Raw genomic sequence first — 19213 nt, 5'->3', positions numbered from 1 at the left:
TTTTCTTAATTAAATCCATAAAACTTCTGCACAACTTTATATATGGACACAGACAAATCTCTTCCGCCTTTTCCCGGAAGATTCACGCCTCTTCCCAGAATACTCAGATACAGCTTCCGGTAAATCCCCGCGTCTGCATTTTTTAAATACCGCCACAGTTCTCTCTTCTTTGCCAGATTCTCCTCTGTCCCGGAACGAATCAGCATAATCGAAGACACTGCCATAATAATATCCAGATATCGAAGCATATAACTCCTCAGATTTTTATTGAGATTTTTCACTCCCGCAATGGTGTCAATCATCAGTTTGTTCACTCTTATCTGCTGGTCAATTCTGCGTATCATGATCTCTTCATTTACAGATTGATCATCTCTCCCGATAAAATAGCGATAAAAATTCACATTCATATAATACATAGTCTGCACATACGGAAGCGGCTGGTATACAAACAGATTATCCACATAAAAAGTATGCTTGGGAAGTTCCAAACCACAGTCTCTTAGCAAACCTGTCCTGTAAATAACCGAGTGCATCAGAATGTATTTTCCCAAAGGCATTCTGTTCATTTCCTTCCAGGTGAAAATTTTATTCTGAGGCATATAGGTTCTATATTTCATTACTTTCTTCCGCTTTGCCCCCTGCTTTTCATAGACAAAGTTACTTATCATCATATCCAGAGTCTGCGGACCTCCGGTAATCTCCAGAAGCTTGTCCAGAATAGCAAGATAGGCGTCCTTATTTACCCAGTCGTCACTGTCCACCACTTTAAAATACAAACCCGTAGCGTTCTTCAGCCCTGTGTTGACCGCCTCTCCGTGACCGCCGTTTTCCTGATGGATAGCTTTTACAATCTCCGGATATTTTGCCGCATATTCATCTGCTATCTTTGCTGTATCATCTTTCGAACCGTCGTCTACAATTAAAATTTCCACCAGATTCCCGCCTTCCAAAAGGGAATCCACACAGTTTTTCATATAGTCCTGTGAGTTGTAACACGGAACTGTAATTGATAATAATTTCACCTAAAAGTCCTCCTCGATAAACTTTCTGTACGCTGAAAAAGCGGAGGGAATGGGGTATTTTCCCCTGGATTCTTTCCTGTCCACAAATATCAGACTGCCCACTTTCTTTTCTTCCGTCGCTGCGACTTTAATAAAGTAGCCTTTCATTCTCCATTCTACATGGGAAAAAATATGCTTTGCCTCTCCTGCTTCCCGTATATGAAGAGGTATCAAATGCAGGCCTTTGACAAACGACAGAATCTCCTCTTCTGTCAGATATCCTTCCTTGTTGGGAAGCTCATAAAGCCCTGCCAGAAGCCCCTTTGGAGGACGTTTGGAAATGGCAAATTCCTGACCGTTCTGAATCACCAGAACCGTTCTTTCTTCTATTTTCCGCTGCTTTTTCGCTGCCTTTTTTGGATACTCCATTACCGTGCCATGTGCATAAGCCTGACATACCCGGGCTACCGGACAACACTGGCACTTTGCCATACCATTTGGTACGCAGACCGTAGCTCCCAGTTCCATTAAACTCTGATTGAAATCCCCCGGACAGTCCTTTGGCATAATTTCCAGAAGAGCCTCTTCCGTCTTTTTCTTCATAGACTGCTTCAGGATGTCCTCTGGATTTTCCGTAATTCTGGTGATTACCCGAAGTACATTTCCATCTACCGCAGGTCTTGGTATTCCGTAGGCAATAGACGCCACAGCGCCTGCCGTATAGCTGCCGATTCCCGGCAATTTCAGCAGCTTTTCATAATCTGCAGGAAGCCTTCCGTCATACTGTTCCATGACCTCTCTGGCTGCTTTCTGCATGTTTTTTACCCGGTTATAATATCCCAGACCTTCCCACAGCTTCAGCAGACGTTCTTCGGGACATTCTGCCAAATCCTTCACTTCGGGTAGGGCAAAAAGGAAACGTGCATAATACTCTTTTACCGCCTCTACCCTTGTCTGCTGCAGCATAATTTCCGATATCCAGACATGGTAAGGTGTGGGGTCTTCCCGCCATGGAAGACTCCTTTTATTCTCTTTATACCAGGAAAGCAGCGGTTCTCTAATCTGCTCTAACATTCTGTCTCCTGTTCTCTTATTTTTGTATTTCCGTTAAGATAAACCCTAACAGGTTTTGACAGATTTATCAAGTCTTTTCTCACATCACATGCATAGGCCAGAATGTGCACTCCCGCCTGCTGTGCTTCTCTTAATGCCGCTCCAAATTCCGGATGTGTTGCTTCATTTGGCTCAAAATACTTTACATTTGCCATCTGTACGACAAACATAATATATGCCTCATATCCATCTTCTATACACCGGCACAATTCTTTCACATGCTTAACGCCTCTTTCTGTTGGGGCATCTGGAAAACGTACCACACCGTCTTCCTCCAGCGTCACTCCTTTTACTTCCATAAAGCACTTCCTGCCCTGGCTTTCGATATACAAATCAAATCTGGAATTTCCATAGGTGACTTCTCTTTTTACCCTTGCCTCTTTTCCGAAAAGATTCCCCTTCAAAAGCCATTCCTCTACGACTTTATTGGGTATCTGGGAGTCCATATTAATGAGTCTTTCTCCCTTTTTCACTGCTATTAAATCATACTGGGTCTTTCTGTTTGGATTGCCGCTCTTTTCAAAAAAAACAGGGGTGCCGGGAACTAATAATTCCCGGCACCTCCCTGTATTTTTCACATGACAGATTTCTACCTTTTCATCTATTTCCACATGGGCAATAAAACGGTTCGGACGCTTCAGAAAGATTCCTTCTCTGATATTTTCGTATTTCATGTTCGTCTCCTGTTAGTTGTCTTCTGTCAGCCCTTCATATACTTCTTTTACACTTGCAAAAATATAATCCGGCTTTACTTCGCTCTCTCGTATATCACTAAGGGAAGCTTCACCGGACAACACGCAGATGGTATCCACTCCTGCCCGCTCTCCGGTCTTGATATCTGTGTACAGGCGGTCTCCTACAATCACTGTTTCCGCCTTGGTTTTATTCAGTTTTTTCAATACACAGTCTACCATAATCGGCTCTGGTTTGCCAATAAAAAATGGCTCTTTTCCCGTGGCGTTTTTCAGCATAATGCTCATAGAACCACAGTCAGGAATATATCCAAAGCTCACCGGACACACCAAATCCGGATTGGTTGCCAGATATGCCACATCTCTTCCCAGCATAATACAGGTATTCCGGATTTTCTCTGATGTATTTTCCGTATCAAAGCCCAAAAGCACCACTGTGGCCCGGTCATCCACCTCCGTTACTACCGAAATTCCGGCGCGGCGAAGTTCTTCCACTAAAGAGCGGGTACCCATGCAGTACACCCTCTGATTGGCATAATTTTCCTGAAGATACATGGCAGTAGCCTGGCTGGAGGTATAAAAATTTTCATACGAAGCCTGAATTCCCATAGCCCTTACCTTTTCTATATAATCCTCCACCGATTTTGAAGAATTATTGGTAATAAACACATACTGTCCGCCTCTTTCCTCAATTTCCCGAAGCAAATCCAGCGTTCCCTCAAAAATCTCATTTTCATTATAAATCGTGCCATCCATATCCAACAGATACAGTGTTTTTTCCTTTAATCCTTCTGCATTTTTTCCCGTATAATCTACCATGTTCTCTCCTTTTCCAAACCTTTGCTGCACTTTTCCTATATTTTCACAGCCACATTTCTGGTAGCCACCACATCTGCTCCTGTGCCACATATATCTTTTAAAATCACATCTCCTATGGCAACCGGCGCTTTCACCGCAACTGTTTTTAATGCAGCCATGCATGCTCCTATTTTTTCTTTTGGAATATCTGAGGCTGTTTTTACGGAAACTACAGGTATATTTCCTCCAAGAACTTTCACACTGGAAGTCACAATACGAGTGGGGTTTGTCACCTCTTTTTCACCGTAGCTTTTTCCCTTCGGACAGGTGTTCCCCTCTACTTTTACCACTTTTCCCTGCTCCATGGTGACCGTCAGAGCACATCCCAAAGGACAGTTAATACAGATTAATTCTCTCGTCTCCATGTTTATGCCTCCTCCAATTTCATAATGATTTTATCCAATCCCGGCGCTGCTGTCAAATCCGATTTCTGTAAGGTAACCTGTTCCATTTCTCCCGGCGCCATTTTCTTTTTCTTCTTATGGAAAATTCGTTTGCTGCCGCAGTATACGCTGATATATCGGTCTTTATAGACAGCTCCCACCCGGAATCTCAGTGTCAGTTTTTCTTCCATATGCTCTGGACGAATCGTCTGCGGCACCGTATAGCGAATACCATTTTGAGGTTCTACTTCCAGTTCCCATGTCTCTTTTATCGCTTCTTCCTTCCAGTTGTGGATATACTCTGCGGCATGGCTACCTGCCCGTTTAGCTTCCTCGGAAACATAGTCCACCAGGTCGTGGACATGTAAGACATTGCCACATGCAAAAACTCCTTCCACACTGGTTTCCAGACTTTCATTTACCACTGCGCCAGAAGTGACACGAGACAGTTTTATCCCCATTTTAGCTGACAATTCGTTCTCCGGAATCAGGCCACAGGATAAAAGAAGGGTATCGCAGGAATAGAATTCTTCCGTTCCGGGAATGGGCTTTCTATTCTCATCTACCTCAGCCAGCGTCACTCCTGTCACCCGCTCTTTTCCCTGAATATCTACTACGGTATGGCTTAATTTCAATGGAATGTGAAAATCTTCCAGACACTGTACAATATTTCTCTGAAGACCGCCGGAATAAGGCATAAGTTCTGCCACAACTTTCACTTTTGCCCCTTCCAGGGTCATTCTTCTGGCCATGATAAGCCCAATGTCACCAGATCCCAGAATCACCACTTCTCTGCCGGGCATATATCCTTCCATATTCACCAGCCTCTGTGCTGTGCCTGCGGTATAAATCCCTGCCGGACGGTATCCCGGAATATTCAGAGCCCCTCTTGGACGCTCTCTGCAGCCCATGGCCAGAATCACAGCTTTTGTTTTCAAAACCAGGAGTCCGTCCTTCCGGTTCATAGCTGTGACAGTTTTTTCTCCCCCGTCCTCGCTGATATCCAAGACCATGGTTTGCAGCTTGTAAGGCACCTCAAGCTCTGCCGCCCGGTCAATAAAACGCTGGGCATATTCCGGACCGGTAAGTTCTTCTTTAAAGGTATGCAGCCCAAAGCCATTGTGTATACACTGATTCAAAATGCCCCCCAGTTCCTGATCCCTTTCCAGTATTAACAGGTTGGTAACGCCTTGCTCCTTTGCGGAAATTGCCGCTGCCAGTCCTGCGGGACCGCCTCCTATAATAATCAAATCATATCTGTCCATATCTCTTCTCTCTCCTCTCATACCTCTGTTAAAAGTCTGGATTTGCCGCCTGTTTTTGTAAGTTCCAAGGGGGATTTTTTCAGTTCTCTTGCCAGAATTTCCATAGTTCTTGGAGCACAGAAACCGGATTGACATCTTCCCATTCCGGCTCTTGTCCGCCGCTTAACACCATCTAAAGAGCGGGCACCCAAAGGTCTTCGGATTGCATTTACAATCTCTCCTTCCGTGACTGTTTCACACCTGCAGATCACGTTTCCATATGCCGGGTCTTCTTCTATGAGGCGGCGTATTTCCTCCGGTGACGCTTCCGACACGCAGGGAATATCCTTCCTGGTAGAAACAAAATCCGTTTTTTTCTCTGCGCCAAGCTGCTCTGAAATCTGTTTGGCAAGGTAAACGCCAATGGCCGGTGCACTGGAAAGTCCTGGGGATTCAATACCTGCGGCATTGTAAAAGCCTTTGGCATCCTCCGGTTCTCCCAGCACAAAATCGCTTCCTTTTTCTGTGGCGCGCAGCCCTGCAAAAGAGGTAATTACCATGGAAAGCGGTACATTTTCAGCGCTTTTTTTCGCCTGCTGGGACAGCTTGGCAATACCGGAAGCCGTAGTCTGAACCCCTTCTCTGTCTTCCATATCTTCTGCTGTAGGTCCTGCAAGAAGATTTCCGTGTACCGTAGGTGTAATCAGAACTCCCTTTCCCATAGCCGTCGGAAGCTGAAAAACTGTGTGGGAAACAAAGGTTCCGGCCTTCTTATCCATCAGGCAGTATTCTCCTTTTCTTGGGGTAATGGACAGTTTCCTTTTACTTACCATATTGTTGAATACGTCTGCATAAACCCCGGCTGCATTCACTACGCAGTGTGTTTCATAACTTCCTTTCTCTGTCTCAATACGATAACCTTCTGCTGTTTTTTCTATATTTTCTACACAAGTATCAAAGACAAATTCCACCCCGTTCACATTGGCATTTTCCGCCAGGGCAATCGTCATTTTAAAGGGACATACAATGCCTCCTGTGGGGGCGTAAAGCATGGCTTTTACCTGGCGGGAAAGGTTTGGCTCCATCTCCCAAATCCTTTCTCCGGTAATAATTTCCAGCCCTTCTACCCCGTTTTTTTCACCTCTTTCTTTCAGTTCTTCCAGCTTTCCAATTCCCTCTTCTTCAAAGCAAAGCACCAGAGAACCATTCTGCTTATAAGGAAAATCCAGTTTTTCTGAAAGCTGCCGGATTCTTAAATTTCCCTCTACATTCATTCTGGCTTTCCAGGAACCCGGTTCTGCGTCAAAACCGGCATGAACAATGGCGCTATTTGCTTTTGAGGTGCCGCAGCACACATCTTCTTCCCTTTCCAGCACCAAGGTTTTCAGCTGATATGCTGACAGTTCTCTTGCCACCGCACTTCCGGTCACTCCTGCTCCAATTACTACAACATCATACATACTTAATCTCCTCCTCTTACCAAAAAGAGACAGCGCAAATGCTCATGAGTTTTCTCATAAGTCATCCGCTCTGTCTCCAATCTCCAGCGTAATTTTTAAATTTTATTTTCCTTTTTACATGAACCAGACGTCCTGTCTGGTGGTAGATATCGATACCGCGCCGGCATCTAATGCAGCCATAATATCTTCTTTATCTGCTATCAGTCCTCCTGCAATGACAGGCACTCTGCTTTCCCGGCAGATTCTGCGGATAATCTTCGGCATAACGCCGGGCAGCACTTCAATCATATCGGGACGCACACTTTCCGTCTGCTTTTGAATACTGTCAAACGCAATGGAATCAATGACAAAAAAGCGCATAATGGCAAACAGTCCCTCCTCCTTTGCTTCCCGTATGACTCCGGGTTTGGTAGAAATAATACCGTCTGCATGGGTAACGGATTTGATATACGTCACCGCAATTTCTTTACTGCTTAGTCCTGCAATCAGGTCAATATGAATGATTACCGTCTTACCTGCTGCTTTCAGCTTGCCTACAATTTTACCGATATTGCAGATGTCACCATACAGCACAAATACAATCTGGATATCTGAATGAAGACATTTTTTCAGACCTTCTTCATCTTTAATAGCGGCAATCACCGGACAATCTTCAAATTCTTCTATTCTTTTTCGATTCATCGCTTTTCCTTTCATGAGATCTCTGCCGTCTCTTCTATATACAAAAGACAAGACGATAAGACTGCCTGTACAGTCCTAACTCTTGTCTCTTTCTCTTTGTTTATTATACTACACAGCCATTTCTCTTGCAAGAAGTTTTCTGTGAGTTTTCCGTAAATTCCCGGTAAAATTCAGCGGTAAAAACACACAATAGGGCAGCCCGTTTCAATATTTTCATAGAAATTCCCGGCAAAAGAAACCGGCAGATTGATGCAGCCGTGAGAACCGCCGTACAGATAAATATCCCCTCCAAAATTCCAGCGCCAGTCAGCATCGTGAAGACCGATTCCTCCGTTAAAAGGCATCCAGTAAGACACCGGAGATTCATAATCATAGCTGCCATCCTCATTGGGTGCAGGTCTTAAAACTTGATTTCTCTGCTTGGCTTTCAGAGTGTATGTGCCTCCCGGTGTACGCCTTCCATAATTATAGTAGGTCCCTGATACAAAATCGCTGTCCATCAAAAGTGCGCCGTCCTTATAATACCACAAATGCTGGGCAGTAAGGTCCAGTTCCACATAAGTATCCCCTAAATCATTTTCCCCGTAAGCTGCTCCTCTTCTGGCATACACAGGCTCCCGTTCCACATTTGCATGAGCCTGAATATCTGCAAAAAGCTGCCGTCTCTCTCCCCTTGCATCAATCAAAAATCCGTAGTTGCCGCCTTCCACGGAAACCGGCTGTCCGGTGCTGGTACTGGTAATGGTTCTGGGTTTTCCTGCAGTGTTATATTTCTCCCCCAGAGCATTTACATACTCCCGGATATGTTCCTGCAGCACAGCTGTATTTTCCACATAATTGCCGTTTTCGTCATAAGTCATCCACTCCTTCACAGTCATGCCGTCCAGAATCTCCGTCTGCTCTCCGAAGGTATATTTCACGGTCACAGCAGCGCAGCTGTTCCATACCTCCTGCTGCTGTTTCAATGTCTCATTTTCCTTCGTCACTGCCGGAAGTTTATACACGCCGGATTCCTCAGCGGAAATCTCACTCTGACTTTTCCCCACAGCTTCTTTTGCCTTTTCCTGCAGCTTTTCCAGTTCTATAGCAGTTCCCAATTCTTCCTCTTTAATAACAAATTGGTTGTTTTTAAAGGCAATATAAGCGTCCTTTGGAGGCTTCATATTTGCTTCCTGTACACAGTCCATGGCGTTTATCTTTTCTTTCAAAAGGGATTCATCAAACGTAATATTTTCTCCGGCTGTATACTCTTTTGCATGAAAAAATCCGGTTATCCAGGCAAAGGGGTTTTGTTTTTCCAATGCTTTTTCTACCTCTTTATCCGGCACATAAGTATAGTCGATTTCCTTTCCGGAAAGGGACTCTTTTTTCCCCTCTTTCAGACTGATTTCCAGTGTATAATCCTCTACTTTTTCTTTTAATTTCTGCTCTGCCTCCTTTACCGTAAGGTTCGCACAGGGTATGTCATTGATTTGCGTTCCGTAAAAAAAGCGCTCTCTGTAATAAAAAGCACCTGCTCCATAGAAAATGCCTGCAGTAAGAAGCGCAATTCCACCTCCCAAAGCCGCTTTCTTCCAAAAGTCCGGTTTCCCCTCTTTCTTTTTCATTCTTGTTTCTCCATTCTCTTTTCGTTCTTTCTGTTATGCCAACTCTTAGTCTATGTATCCGATTTTATTTTTATGAAAAATTTTTATTTCAGGCGTAATTTTTTGCCTCTTTCATTCGGATATATAAAGGAAGAGAAGATTTTATTTTATCTTCCCTTTACCCTTTAATGCGGACCAGGACCGTGACATCCTGGTCCTTTTTTCTGCAAAATAATATCATTATTTTCCATAATTTTTCAAAAAATGTCAAGATTTCTAACAGAAAAAAATCTATGAGAACAGATGAACTTTTATTTACCCAGACGAATCACATTCCAAGAGGCTTTTTTCAACACACTGGTTGCCACGCCCTCATCCAGTTTGCTTCTGTCATCTGCGTTCACCGGATAAACCTTTTCTCCTATCAGGCTGTTTGTAGCCTTCAGGTCTTCGTTTTCCAAAACAATATGTTCCAACAGACGATAGCCCTCAAAGCTTCTGACATCTGTGGTTAATTCCACACCTTCTTCTAAGTTACGATTCACTGCAAAAATTGTAACTTCATCTTTTTCTTCATTATATACTGCAATAGATTCCACGTCTGTGATTTCATCATGCTTTGCTGTAGCATGCTTGGTACCTGAAATTACCGGCTGCAGCGCAATACCCCTTCCGTATTTGGAGGCATGCATGAACGGATAGAAAATCGTCTGCTTCCATGCACCGCCTGCTGCATCTGTCATAATCGGTGCGATAACATTTACAAGCTGCGCCAGGCAGGCCATCTTCACACGGTCTGCATGTTTCATCAGTGTAATCAGCATCAGACCTACCAGCAATGCATCTTCAAAGTTGTAAATATCTTCCAGCATTGGCGGCGCTACCTGCCATGGATGGTTTTCTGTAATATCATCGTCAGCCGCATTGGAATGGAACCATACATTCCACTCATCAAAACTTAAGTTCATAGTCTTTTTGCTGCGTTTTTTCGCTTTTACATAATCACAGGTTGCGATAATGGTACGAATGAAATCGTCCATGTCATCTGACTGCGCCAGGAAATCATTGCTGTCGTTGTCCCTGTTTCCATAGTACTGATGCATAGAAATGTAATCCACATAATCATAAGTATGGGACAGTGTTACCGCTTCCCAATCCGGGAATGTGGGCATTTCACGGTTGGAACTTCCGCAGGATACCAGTTCAATAGTGGGGTCAATCAGTCGCATGGCTTTGGCTGTTTCCTCTGCCAGACGTCCGTATTCCTCCATGGTTTTGTGTCCAATCTGCCATGGACCATCCATTTCATTTCCCAGGCACCACACTTTGATGTTGTGCGGTTCTTTTACCCCGTGTTTCCTACGCAAATCACTGTATTTTGTACCGGACGGGTGATTGCAGTATTCCAACAGGTTGCAGGCATCCGAAATTCCTCTGGTTCCCAGATTCACTGCCATCATCACCTCTGAATTTACCTGTTTTGCCCATTTGGAAAACTCGTTTAAACCAATTTCATTTTTCTCCAGACTTCTCCAGGCCAGCTCCAGACGGTGGGGTCTCTCCTCCACCGGCCCCACAGAATCTTCCCAATAGAAATTCGATACGAAGTTTCCGCCCGGATAGCGAATAATGGGCACATCCAGCTCTTTTACCAGTTCTACTACGTCTTTGCGGAAGCCATTTTCGTCCGCTGCCGGATGTCCCGGCTGGTAGATACCTTCGTATACTGCTCTTCCCAGATGTTCTATAAAAGAACCATAGATTCTTTTGTCAATTGGGGCAATCTGAAATTCTTTGTCTAACACCATTTTTGCTCTTCTGCTCATAATATAAACCTCCAAATTTTTGTAATACAATTATTCTTTTACTGCACCTGCTGTCATTCCTTCGATAAAATATCTCTGGAAACAGATAAATAAGATGAAAATAGGAATAATGGAGAATACCGAACCAACTACCAGCAGGCTGTAATTATCACCATAAGGATTGATTAAAGTATTCAGACCAATAGTCAGTGTATACTTCTCTGAAGAACGAATCACCAACAGCGGCCACAGATAATTATTCCATGCATTCATACCGTTTAAAATAGCCATAGCGGAAAATGCCGGTTTCATAATCGGTACAATCAGGCGGAAGAAAATTCCGTACTCTGTACAGCCGTCAATACGACCTGCTTCAATCAAAGATTTCGGCAGTCCCAAAAGATACTGTCTGAAGAAGAAAATCGTAGACGCATGAGCCAGAAACGGCACAACCACTGCAGCGTAATTATCCATCATCCCCCAGGAAGAAATCTGCTTGTAAAGAGGAAGCATAATAACTTCAAAAGGAATGGACAAAATAATCAGTACAATAACAAAAAAGAAATTTTTTCCTTTAAAATCGTATGCCGCAAACCCATAGGCCACAAAGGAACTTACCAACAGGGTCAGTACCACGGTTATCACCGTCAGCAGCAAACTGTTTCCAAACCAAATCCAGTAATCATGACTTCCGGTAAACAGAAGCACATAGTTATCCAACGTCATATTCGCCACGTCCAGATTCAGGTTCAAACCATACTGAAGAAGGTGATTTCCCGGTTTGAAGCTTGCCAATACAATAGCATAAACCGGTATAATAATCAAAATTGCAAGAATAGAAAAGAAGATGACCATACCTATGGTAGCCATTTTGTTTTTTCTCTTCTGGCTTTTTCCTATTGCTTCTGCTGCCATATTATCTCTCCTCCTTCTTGAATGTACCAGTTGCGATTAACTGAATCATATTGATAACCATAACGACTAAAAGTAATACCAGACCAACGGCACATGCATAACCCATGGCACGTTTTTCAATCCCCTGTCTGTACAGGTATCCTACAATGGTCAAACCAATATTCTGCGGGGAATTGTTTCCTTTCCACAGCATGAAGGATTCCAGGAACATGGATAAACCTGCATAAATACTAATAGTCAGCACATAGACAGTCGTAGGTTTTACCAGTGGAAAAGAAATTTTAATAAACTGCTGCCACTTGGAAGCGCCGTCAATAGAAGCTGCCTCGTAAATATCCGTGGGAATACTCTGCAGTCCTGCCAGGAAATACAAAATATTTACACCTGTCCATCTCCAGCATGCTACAATCAAAAGTGCAAAATATCCTGTCCATTCTCCCTTTAACCACTTAATCGGAGATTTACCAAGAAGCTCCATAATCTGGTTTGCCAAAGAGGTATCCATTTCGCCAAACATCAGACGGAAAATCGTACCAGCTACAACCACAGAAGTCAGAGCCGGAAGAAAGTATACGGATTTAAAGAATCCCTGTCCTTTCATCAGCTTACTGTTTAACATGCTGGCAAACAGCAAGGGGAACGGTATCAGCAGAATCAACGTACCAATCATATATTTGAGGCTGTTGTAAACCGCTTTAAAAAACATTTTATCAGTCAAAAGGCGGGAATAGTTATCAAATCCAACCCATTTGTCCTTTAACACATCCTGAAAGCTGAGCAGCACACCATTTCCTATGGGAAACAGCCAGAACAGAAGAATGGTAAGTACAAAGGGAAGAATAAATACATAAGGAGCAGCCTTTTGTGAGTATAAGAATTTCTTTACTTTATTCATGGTATCCATAACTCCTTTCACTTGCTTTGGAAAGCACCCGGGGGCAGTCGCTTCTTACAACAGCCCCCGGGTGATATATGCTGATTATTCAGCAAATTCATTTTCCAATGTGTCCTGTGCAGAATCAAGTGCTTCTTTTACATCTACATCAGATTCAAAAATATCATTCAGAGTCTGTGTTGTGAATACGTTATTAATAGAAGGCATCTTTTCATCTGTGTAGCAGTCTAACAGTCCAATGCTGTCCTGTACTTCCAGAAGCGCGTTAAATGGTTTTGTGTTGAAATACTGTACAAACTGGTTGTCCGGATTTTCTGTCAGGGCTGTGTCTGTCCATACCTCTGTGTTTACAGGGTCAAATCCCAATACATTGTAGATTTCATGGCTTGCTTCATCAGACAATTTAATGTAAGCGAATACTTCTGCCGCAAGGTCTGCGTGTTCGCCGGAAGCTACAACCGCTGTACCGGTACCGCCGCCGCCAATCGTTTTTACTGCGTCATTGTCTCCCCATACCGGAGGAACTGCAATGGCCACTTTCCCTTTCAAATCTGTCATGTAGCTTGTGTAACGGCTTGTCTGCCAGAATGGCATAATGGCTGCTGCCACATCGCCGCTGTTGTACAGAGGATATGCTTCTTCGTTATCCGGCTGTCCCCCTGCGATAGTATCAAGAGCCCCTGCTGTCTGCATATCTTTTAAATACTGCAGACATTCTGCCATGGTGTCATTATTTACGTCCAGAGAACCGTCCTCTTTTAAATAGCTGCCGCCTTTTTGAGCCAGCATCAGGTTTAAAGTCCACTGTGCGGTTGTCTCTGCCGCTGCAAAGGTTTTTCCTGTAGCTTCTTTGTATTTGATACCTGCATTTTTAAAATCTTCCCAGGTTTTGATAGCTGTATAGTCAATACCTGCTGCTTCCAGTTCTTCTGTATTGTAGAAAGCAACCGTAGTACCAACATGTGTTGGGAAACCATAATATTTGCCGTCTTTTGCATATAAATCAAGTCTGGATTCTACTACCTTATCTTTGTATGGTTCAATGGCATCTGTCAAATCCATCAGTCCGATTTGTCCTGTAGTAAAGGCCGGGAACTTACCAAGCTCAATATCTACAACATCCGGTGCACCTTCTCCGGATTCCAGTGCCAGAGATAATTTGTTATGCATGTCGTCATAAGCCATATTGGAAAGTACCAGTTTTACTTTCTTATCCGGGTTTTCTTCATTCCACTTTTCTGCCATTTCCGTGTAGAAATCCTGATGATTTTCAATGAAGGTCCACACATTTAAGGTCGTAACATTATCGCCCTCTACCTCCATCTCTCTTTTTCCGGTTTCCTTTTTGTCTCCATCAGATTTTCCTCCGCAGCCTGCTAACATACTTCCTGCCATTGCTGCACATAATACTGCTGCCAACACTTTTTTCTTCATAACCAGTGTCCTCCCTTATTCCTTTTTTATCACTATCAGAAACCCTCTGTTTCTGTATGATACACCTTAATTTTTTATCAGTTCTTTTATCCAGACCGCCATTTCTCCTGTCTTTCGATTTCCCCAGTTACAATAGGGAACCGCTTTCCATACTGTATCTTCAAATACTGGTTTCCGTTCGCCGTAAAGACTGCCGTCCTCCCAGCCTTTCATGGAAATACGCTTTCCTTTGAGTTTTACACTCACAATACCGCCCAAGAGATTCGGTTCATAAACTTCTTCCGGCTCGGTCTGTGTATCTATGTAACCGGAGGAGAGATTGCTTCCATTGTCCGCTTCTTCCAGACAATAAACCAACGGTCCTCTCATAACCGCTACCCGTCCTTCATCTGCTCTTACCTTTGGATTTGCCCGTACAAAGCGTGCTTTCATTTCAAATTTCAAAGTGATTTCTTCCCGATTTCCCAGGTTTTCCAAAAGCAGATATCCTTTTTGTATAATGGGATTTTCCAGCTTCTCTCCATTTCTGTATATCCGGAATTTTTTCATGTATCCCGGAATCCTGAGGGCTATTTTCCCGCCAATCCTGTTCTCGGTCTTTTCTTCCGCAGTGTTCATTCTCTCTGCCAGGATTTTTACAGTTCCGTCTGTAAGATAATGACTGTCCATCTTGACCTTGTAGGGCCTTCCTTTCATTTTGACTTCAGTCTCATTAGAAACATAAAGATGGATGTAAAGAGCTTCTTCATCTTTTCCATACACGTACTGTCCCAACGAAGCCAGGGTTCTTGCAATATTAGGTGGACAACAGGCCACTCCAAACCATTTCTGCCTGACCGGTTTTACATGTTCCAAAGAGGTCCTCTCCAGACAGTTATCCGGCCATACTTCCAAAGGATTTACATAAAAGAAACTTTTTCCGTCCATGGCGATTCCTGCCAATACAGTGTTATAAAGTGCCTGTTCCACAATGTCTGCATAAGAAGCATCTCTTGTCATATCTCCCATGCGTTTCCCAAACATAGCCAATCCAATGGAAGCACAGGATTCGGAATAATTTCTGTCATTTGGTAAATCATAGTCTGTAGTAAATCTTTCCAGCAAACCAGAAGAACCAATCCCTCCGGTAATATACATTCGCTTTTGCACCATGTTGTTCCAAAGAGTTTCACAGGCTTTTTCCAGTTCCTTGTCCTGGTATTCGTATGCCAAATCAGCCATGGCGCTGTACAGATAAACAGCTCTTACTGCGTGTCCCTCTGCTGTTTTCTGTTCTCTTACCGGAAGATGTGACTGGGAGTATTCCGGCTGGTATCCTGCAAATTCCGGAAAAATCTGTTTGTATTTCTCCCCTCTCTCTTCCTCTTCAAAGTAATTCCCGCCCTGTCCTCTGGCATCTATGAAAAACTTTGCTGTATCCAGATATTTCTTCTCTTTGGTTACCCGATAAAGCTTCACCAATGCCAATTCAACTTCCGGGTGTCCGGGATATCCATGGCACTGACCTTCCTTTGGTCCAAACTTTTCACAGATAACATCAGCAAATCTTGATACAATTTCAAGAAACTCTTTTTTCCCCGTTGCCTGATAATAAGCAACGGCCGCTTCTATCATGTGCCCTGCCGTGTAAAGTTCATGTCCTTCTTTCAGATTCGTCCACCTTCTGTCCGGTTCCTGAATCGTATAATAAGTATTGAGATAACCGTCTTCACACTGTGCTCTTCCAATCAAAGCAATGGTCTCATCCGCCAGTTTCTCCAGCTTTTCATCTCTTCCCGAAGAAGCCAGGGTAAAGGCAACTGCTTCCAGCCATTTTGCCACATCCGTATCCTGAAAAACCGCTCCCTGAAATTCTCCGTTTTCTTCTCCCGCTGCAATCTTAAAGTTCTTGATACAGTGGCTGGGTTGTGCACCTTCCACCCGGTCATTTAAAGTATCCCACTGATAGGGAAGAATTACGTCCTTCACCAGTCTGATATACTTATCCCAAAAGCTGTCTTGAATGTGAACCGCATGCAGCGGAATACTTTCTAACTTCACTCTTTCCATACACTTTCACCTGTCCGCCTTATTAAACGTTTAATACTTCAAACCCTCTTTTACCGATAATTTTCTTTTTTCTATCTATAATTTCTTCTCTATAGATATGTATTCATGGTTTTTAAGATTTATAAAACGTTTTATAAAAGGCTTTTATTAATTTTTCTTATTTATATCATACCCATACCCTAAAAATAAAGCTTGTATATTCACTATTTTAACGATTAATATTTATAATATCTCTTTTTTACTCTTTTTTTCTTTTTATATCTTTATTTTTCATATTTATCACAACTATATTAGATTATAAATCGTTTAACTATGTGCATTTTTACCAATATCTTATTCTCCTGCTCCTTATTTTCCAAGGATTTTCATACTTTTCTTTTGTATAATTTAACTAAAAAACAGCTCTTCAAAACTTTTTTGATGTTTTGAAAAGCTGCAATTTTTCTTTTACTTGTACCCTCTCTTCTTAAACTTGTACCATTATTTTCCTGCCATTTTCAACTCCTGCACAGATTTCCTCACAAGTCTGTGACAAGGCATCTGATACACCAATTCTTCCTTCTGAGAGGAAATTTTGCCATCCAGCATCTCTATCATAACCTCTGCAGCCCGGTATCCAATATCATGCAGCGGCAATGTAATCGTTGTCAGAGGCGGCTTATAATAACTGGATAATTCTCTGTTGTCATACCCTACCACGGAAATTTCCTCCGGAATTTTCTTTTTCATTTCATCTGCCCAATCATATACGCCGCCTGCCATAATATCATTCATACAGAAAATGGCCGTAACCTTTCGCTCGAAAAGCACACCAGCCCCTTTATACCCGGTTTCCCGATTCCAATCACCATAATAGACAAGTTCCGGTTCATAAAGCAGACCATTGTCCCGCAATGCCTTCTGATATCCCACAAGCCGGGCCTGCATATGAAGACTATCGCTTTTTCCCGTAATGACACCAATACGCCTGTGCCCCTGTCCTATCAGATACTGCACAGCCTCATAAGCCCCATGTTCATCGTCTACAACTACAGAAGGCACTTTCCCACTCTGCGTGTATCCGTAAGCCATGACGGCCGGAATTGGCAGATTATCCGGAATACAATGCATAATTCTTTCATGGGCAGTCACATAGATAATCCCTTCCACCTGCTTTGCCATCAGCTTTCGGATTTCCTGTTTCACAAGGCCATAATAATCTTCCTTGCTGTAATACACATCATTGTATTTTTTAAATAATCGCATGTTCGTAAGCAGAATCTGATAATCGATTTCCTGACAATATTCTGTAATGCCGTCAATAATATCCGGAATACTGAAAATAGTCATATCCTCTGCAATGACACCGATGCTTCTTGTATTTTTCATTTTCAGATTTTTTGCCACATAATTTGGTGTATAATCCATTTTTTCCACAGTCTTCAATACCAGACTGCGGGTGGCCTCACTGGCTCCCGGCTTCCCGTTCAGAATATTGGAAACTGTGGCAATCGATACGTTACATGCTTTTGCTATTTCTTTTATAGTTGCCATATAAAATATTCTTCCCCTTTTTATTTTCGTCTTTACTTAAACGTTTTACTTTTCTCATAGTTCTATTAAACAACTACTTCTCTGCAGTTGTCAACCTTTTTCTAAAATTCCCGACAGACTGCCGGGAATTGTCTCATTTTACTCTGATTTTCTGTCCTGTATAGATTTTATCGGGGTTTTTTATCCCGTTCATTTTCGCAAGCTGCTGATAAGTGGTACCGTACTTTACAGCAATTTTGGAAAATGTATCACCTGATTTTACGACATAAGACTGTTCTGTATACTCCTGGTACAGTCCACGAATATCTCCATCATTGACCCAGCAGAGCTCTTTGTCTAAGAGATACGGATTCCTGACGCCGGACTGAATCTTCGTAATGACGCCGTGATTCTTTTCCATTTGGGATGCCGGGATTGCTTTGCTGTTTGGGTCTGTACTGGAAGCATAGCAGGTAGAGAACACCACATGCTCTCCTACTCTATGCTTAAATCCTGATACTAACGGTTTATTTATATTTCCCAGTCCAATATATTTATCCCAGGCTGCCGCATCTCCATAAAAAATAGAACAGTCCAGATTTCCTTCATGACCGTCAATGCGTCCCACAGACGTCCACTGCCACAAAGCCATCGTTTTCCAGTATTTTACTGATGGTGCCGGACCTGCTCCTGCCATATCCCAGTTGTAATCCGGTATGTTATCCCTGTATTTTGCGCACCAGAGACCATAATCTGCATTTGCTACCGCGGACCAATCATAGCGGTTTACTACACTTTCGCTGGTATATAACATAGGTTTGCATCCATATGCCCTTTCTACAATCTGCAGCCATTTCAATGCCCATGCTACATTTGAGGTATCTTTGTCCTCCCAGTCCAGCACAGGGATGGCTTTGCCAATGTACCCTTTTGTATTTTCGATAAAAAACTCTGCCTCTGCTTCCGGGATGTTTCCATTTGCATTTCTCGCAAAATGGTATACACCCAATTTTTTTCCTTGTCTAAATGCCTTCTGAAATTCTCTGTCACAATAAGGATTTACATACGTACAGCCCTCCGTGGCCTTTACAATAAGCGCATCAAAATCTATATTTTCCTGCGCCATATTTCCCTGGTGAGATGCTGCATCAAGAACTCTTAAACTCATATCTTATCCTTTCTTCCGTCACTCATACCGACAGATACAAAAAAGAGAGCCCGTTCCAGCCCTCTTTGGTTCTATTTTCTAATATTTCATTTAAACTCGTTGCTGTTCCTCTCTCTGTTTATTTTACACATCTCTTCTCCTCAGGGTTCCTACAACATGTTATAACAATACATATACAAAAAAGCCTAGTAAATACTAGACTTTTAAAGCAGGGGATGAGGGATTCGAACCCCCATCGACGGTTTTGGAGACCGGTGCTCTACCATTGAACTAATCCCCTATATAAACTTTCTCAATATATACCTTCAAAACCGCATACACAAAACCAAACCAATTCCAACTTACCGTTTCGCTTAGTTCCCTAAGCTTTCAGGTCAAGCCCTCGACCGATTAGTAGCAGTCAGCTCCATACATTGC

Annotated in this window: 16 protein-coding genes and 1 tRNA gene; all 17 read right to left on the bottom strand. The window is 42.9% G+C overall.

The features are described 5' to 3' along the window. Window positions 1-5: 5 nt before the first annotated feature. Window positions 6-1022, bottom strand: a complete 1017-nt coding sequence (locus WBS51_RS13215; RefSeq protein ID WP_173749940.1) for a glycosyltransferase family 2 protein — start codon at window positions 1020-1022, stop codon at window positions 6-8. Continuing rightward, window positions 1023-2075, bottom strand: a complete 1053-nt coding sequence (gene mutY / locus WBS51_RS13210; RefSeq protein ID WP_294462067.1) for an A/G-specific adenine glycosylase — start codon at window positions 2073-2075, stop codon at window positions 1023-1025. Beyond that, window positions 2069-2788, bottom strand: a complete 720-nt coding sequence (sfsA, locus tag WBS51_RS13205) for a DNA/RNA nuclease SfsA (protein ID WP_302228969.1) — start codon at window positions 2786-2788, stop codon at window positions 2069-2071. Before sfsA ends, mutY begins: the two co-directional genes overlap by 7 nt. Window positions 2789-2800: 12 nt before the next feature. After that, window positions 2801-3625: an HAD-IIA family hydrolase gene (locus tag WBS51_RS13200; protein WP_173749943.1), complete on the bottom strand. Its 825-nt coding sequence runs from the start codon at window positions 3623-3625 to the stop codon at window positions 2801-2803. Window positions 3626-3660: 35 nt separating this feature from the next. Next, entirely contained in the window at window positions 3661-4029 is a 369-nt protein-coding gene (locus tag WBS51_RS13195) for a DUF1667 domain-containing protein (RefSeq protein WP_173749944.1), read from the bottom strand. A gap of 2 nt (window positions 4030-4031) precedes the next feature. Beyond that, window positions 4032-5312, bottom strand: a complete 1281-nt coding sequence (locus WBS51_RS13190; protein ID WP_173749945.1) for an NAD(P)/FAD-dependent oxidoreductase — start codon at window positions 5310-5312, stop codon at window positions 4032-4034. A gap of 17 nt (window positions 5313-5329) precedes the next feature. Continuing rightward, a complete protein-coding gene (locus WBS51_RS13185; RefSeq protein ID WP_294463049.1) occupies window positions 5330-6751 on the bottom strand; it encodes an NAD(P)/FAD-dependent oxidoreductase in 1422 nt (473 codons plus the stop codon). Window positions 6752-6865: 114 nt separating this feature from the next. Further along, the gene (locus tag WBS51_RS13180; RefSeq protein ID WP_173749947.1) at window positions 6866-7432 is read right to left on the bottom strand and encodes a glycerol-3-phosphate responsive antiterminator; all 567 of its coding nucleotides are present in this window, start codon (window positions 7430-7432) and stop codon (window positions 6866-6868) included. A 170-nt stretch (window positions 7433-7602) separates the two neighbouring features. Next, window positions 7603-9039 carry a L,D-transpeptidase family protein gene (locus tag WBS51_RS13175; protein ID WP_173749948.1) on the bottom strand — a complete coding sequence of 479 codons (1437 nt, stop codon included), beginning with the start codon at window positions 9037-9039 and terminating at the stop codon, window positions 7603-7605. A gap of 290 nt (window positions 9040-9329) precedes the next feature. Beyond that, window positions 9330-10844, bottom strand: a complete 1515-nt coding sequence (gene arfA / locus WBS51_RS13170; protein WP_294463045.1) for an arabinosylfuranosidase ArfA — start codon at window positions 10842-10844, stop codon at window positions 9330-9332. Between the two features lie 30 nt (window positions 10845-10874). After that, on the bottom strand, window positions 10875-11738 hold the full coding sequence (locus tag WBS51_RS13165; protein WP_173749950.1) for a carbohydrate ABC transporter permease: 864 nt from the start codon (window positions 11736-11738) through the stop codon (window positions 10875-10877). Between the two features lies 1 nt (window position 11739). Continuing rightward, complete coding sequence (locus tag WBS51_RS13160) at window positions 11740-12633, bottom strand: carbohydrate ABC transporter permease (protein ID WP_173749951.1); 894 nt, start codon at window positions 12631-12633, stop codon at window positions 11740-11742. Between the two features lie 84 nt (window positions 12634-12717). Further along, window positions 12718-14067 (bottom strand): ABC transporter substrate-binding protein, encoded by a 1350-nt coding sequence (locus tag WBS51_RS13155; RefSeq protein WP_291682167.1) that lies wholly within the window; start codon window positions 14065-14067, stop codon window positions 12718-12720. 66 nt (window positions 14068-14133) lie between these two features. Then, window positions 14134-16116 (bottom strand): glycoside hydrolase family 127 protein, encoded by a 1983-nt coding sequence (locus WBS51_RS13150; protein ID WP_294463038.1) that lies wholly within the window; start codon window positions 16114-16116, stop codon window positions 14134-14136. 480 nt (window positions 16117-16596) lie between these two features. Further along, on the bottom strand, window positions 16597-17649 hold the full coding sequence (locus WBS51_RS13145) for a LacI family DNA-binding transcriptional regulator (RefSeq protein ID WP_291682165.1): 1053 nt from the start codon (window positions 17647-17649) through the stop codon (window positions 16597-16599). A gap of 133 nt (window positions 17650-17782) precedes the next feature. Continuing rightward, window positions 17783-18796: a GH25 family lysozyme gene (locus tag WBS51_RS13140; RefSeq protein WP_294463035.1), complete on the bottom strand. Its 1014-nt coding sequence runs from the start codon at window positions 18794-18796 to the stop codon at window positions 17783-17785. Between the two features lie 209 nt (window positions 18797-19005). After that, window positions 19006-19076 (bottom strand) — tRNA-Trp (locus WBS51_RS13135). Window positions 19077-19213: the final 137 nt, after the last annotated feature.

It is taken from the genome of Blautia acetica (genome assembly GCF_038739805.1).
GTDB lineage: Bacteria > Bacillota > Clostridia > Lachnospirales > Lachnospiraceae > Blautia.
The sequence above is the reverse complement of the archived record's forward strand: the minus strand, read 5'-3'. Positions and strand labels throughout refer to the sequence as shown.

What these genes read in the sequence shown, in the direction of transcription:
- sfsA (WP_302228969.1), bottom strand. Translation starts at nt 2,788, where the DNA reads ATGAAATACGAAAATATCAGAGAAGGAATCTTTCTGAAGCGTCCGAAC.
- mutY (WP_294462067.1), bottom strand. Translation starts at nt 2,075, where the DNA reads ATGTTAGAGCAGATTAGAGAACCGCTGCTTTCCTGGTATAAAGAGAAT.
- WBS51_RS13185 (WP_294463049.1), bottom strand. Translation starts at nt 6,751, where the DNA reads ATGTATGATGTTGTAGTAATTGGAGCAGGAGTGACCGGAAGTGCGGTG.
- WBS51_RS13180 (WP_173749947.1), bottom strand. Translation starts at nt 7,432, where the DNA reads ATGAATCGAAAAAGAATAGAAGAATTTGAAGATTGTCCGGTGATTGCC.
- arfA (WP_294463045.1), bottom strand. Translation starts at nt 10,844, where the DNA reads ATGAGCAGAAGAGCAAAAATGGTGTTAGACAAAGAATTTCAGATTGCC.
- WBS51_RS13175 (WP_173749948.1), bottom strand. Translation starts at nt 9,039, where the DNA reads ATGAAAAAGAAAGAGGGGAAACCGGACTTTTGGAAGAAAGCGGCTTTG.
- WBS51_RS13155 (WP_291682167.1), bottom strand. Translation starts at nt 14,067, where the DNA reads ATGAAGAAAAAAGTGTTGGCAGCAGTATTATGTGCAGCAATGGCAGGA.
- WBS51_RS13160 (WP_173749951.1), bottom strand. Translation starts at nt 12,633, where the DNA reads ATGAATAAAGTAAAGAAATTCTTATACTCACAAAAGGCTGCTCCTTAT.
- WBS51_RS13190 (WP_173749945.1), bottom strand. Translation starts at nt 5,312, where the DNA reads ATGGACAGATATGATTTGATTATTATAGGAGGCGGTCCCGCAGGACTG.
- WBS51_RS13165 (WP_173749950.1), bottom strand. Translation starts at nt 11,738, where the DNA reads ATGGCAGCAGAAGCAATAGGAAAAAGCCAGAAGAGAAAAAACAAAATG.
- WBS51_RS13195 (WP_173749944.1), bottom strand. Translation starts at nt 4,029, where the DNA reads ATGGAGACGAGAGAATTAATCTGTATTAACTGTCCTTTGGGATGTGCT.
- WBS51_RS13150 (WP_294463038.1), bottom strand. Translation starts at nt 16,116, where the DNA reads ATGGAAAGAGTGAAGTTAGAAAGTATTCCGCTGCATGCGGTTCACATT.
- WBS51_RS13140 (WP_294463035.1), bottom strand. Translation starts at nt 18,796, where the DNA reads ATGAGTTTAAGAGTTCTTGATGCAGCATCTCACCAGGGAAATATGGCG.
- WBS51_RS13145 (WP_291682165.1), bottom strand. Translation starts at nt 17,649, where the DNA reads ATGGCAACTATAAAAGAAATAGCAAAAGCATGTAACGTATCGATTGCC.
- WBS51_RS13200 (WP_173749943.1), bottom strand. Translation starts at nt 3,625, where the DNA reads ATGGTAGATTATACGGGAAAAAATGCAGAAGGATTAAAGGAAAAAACA.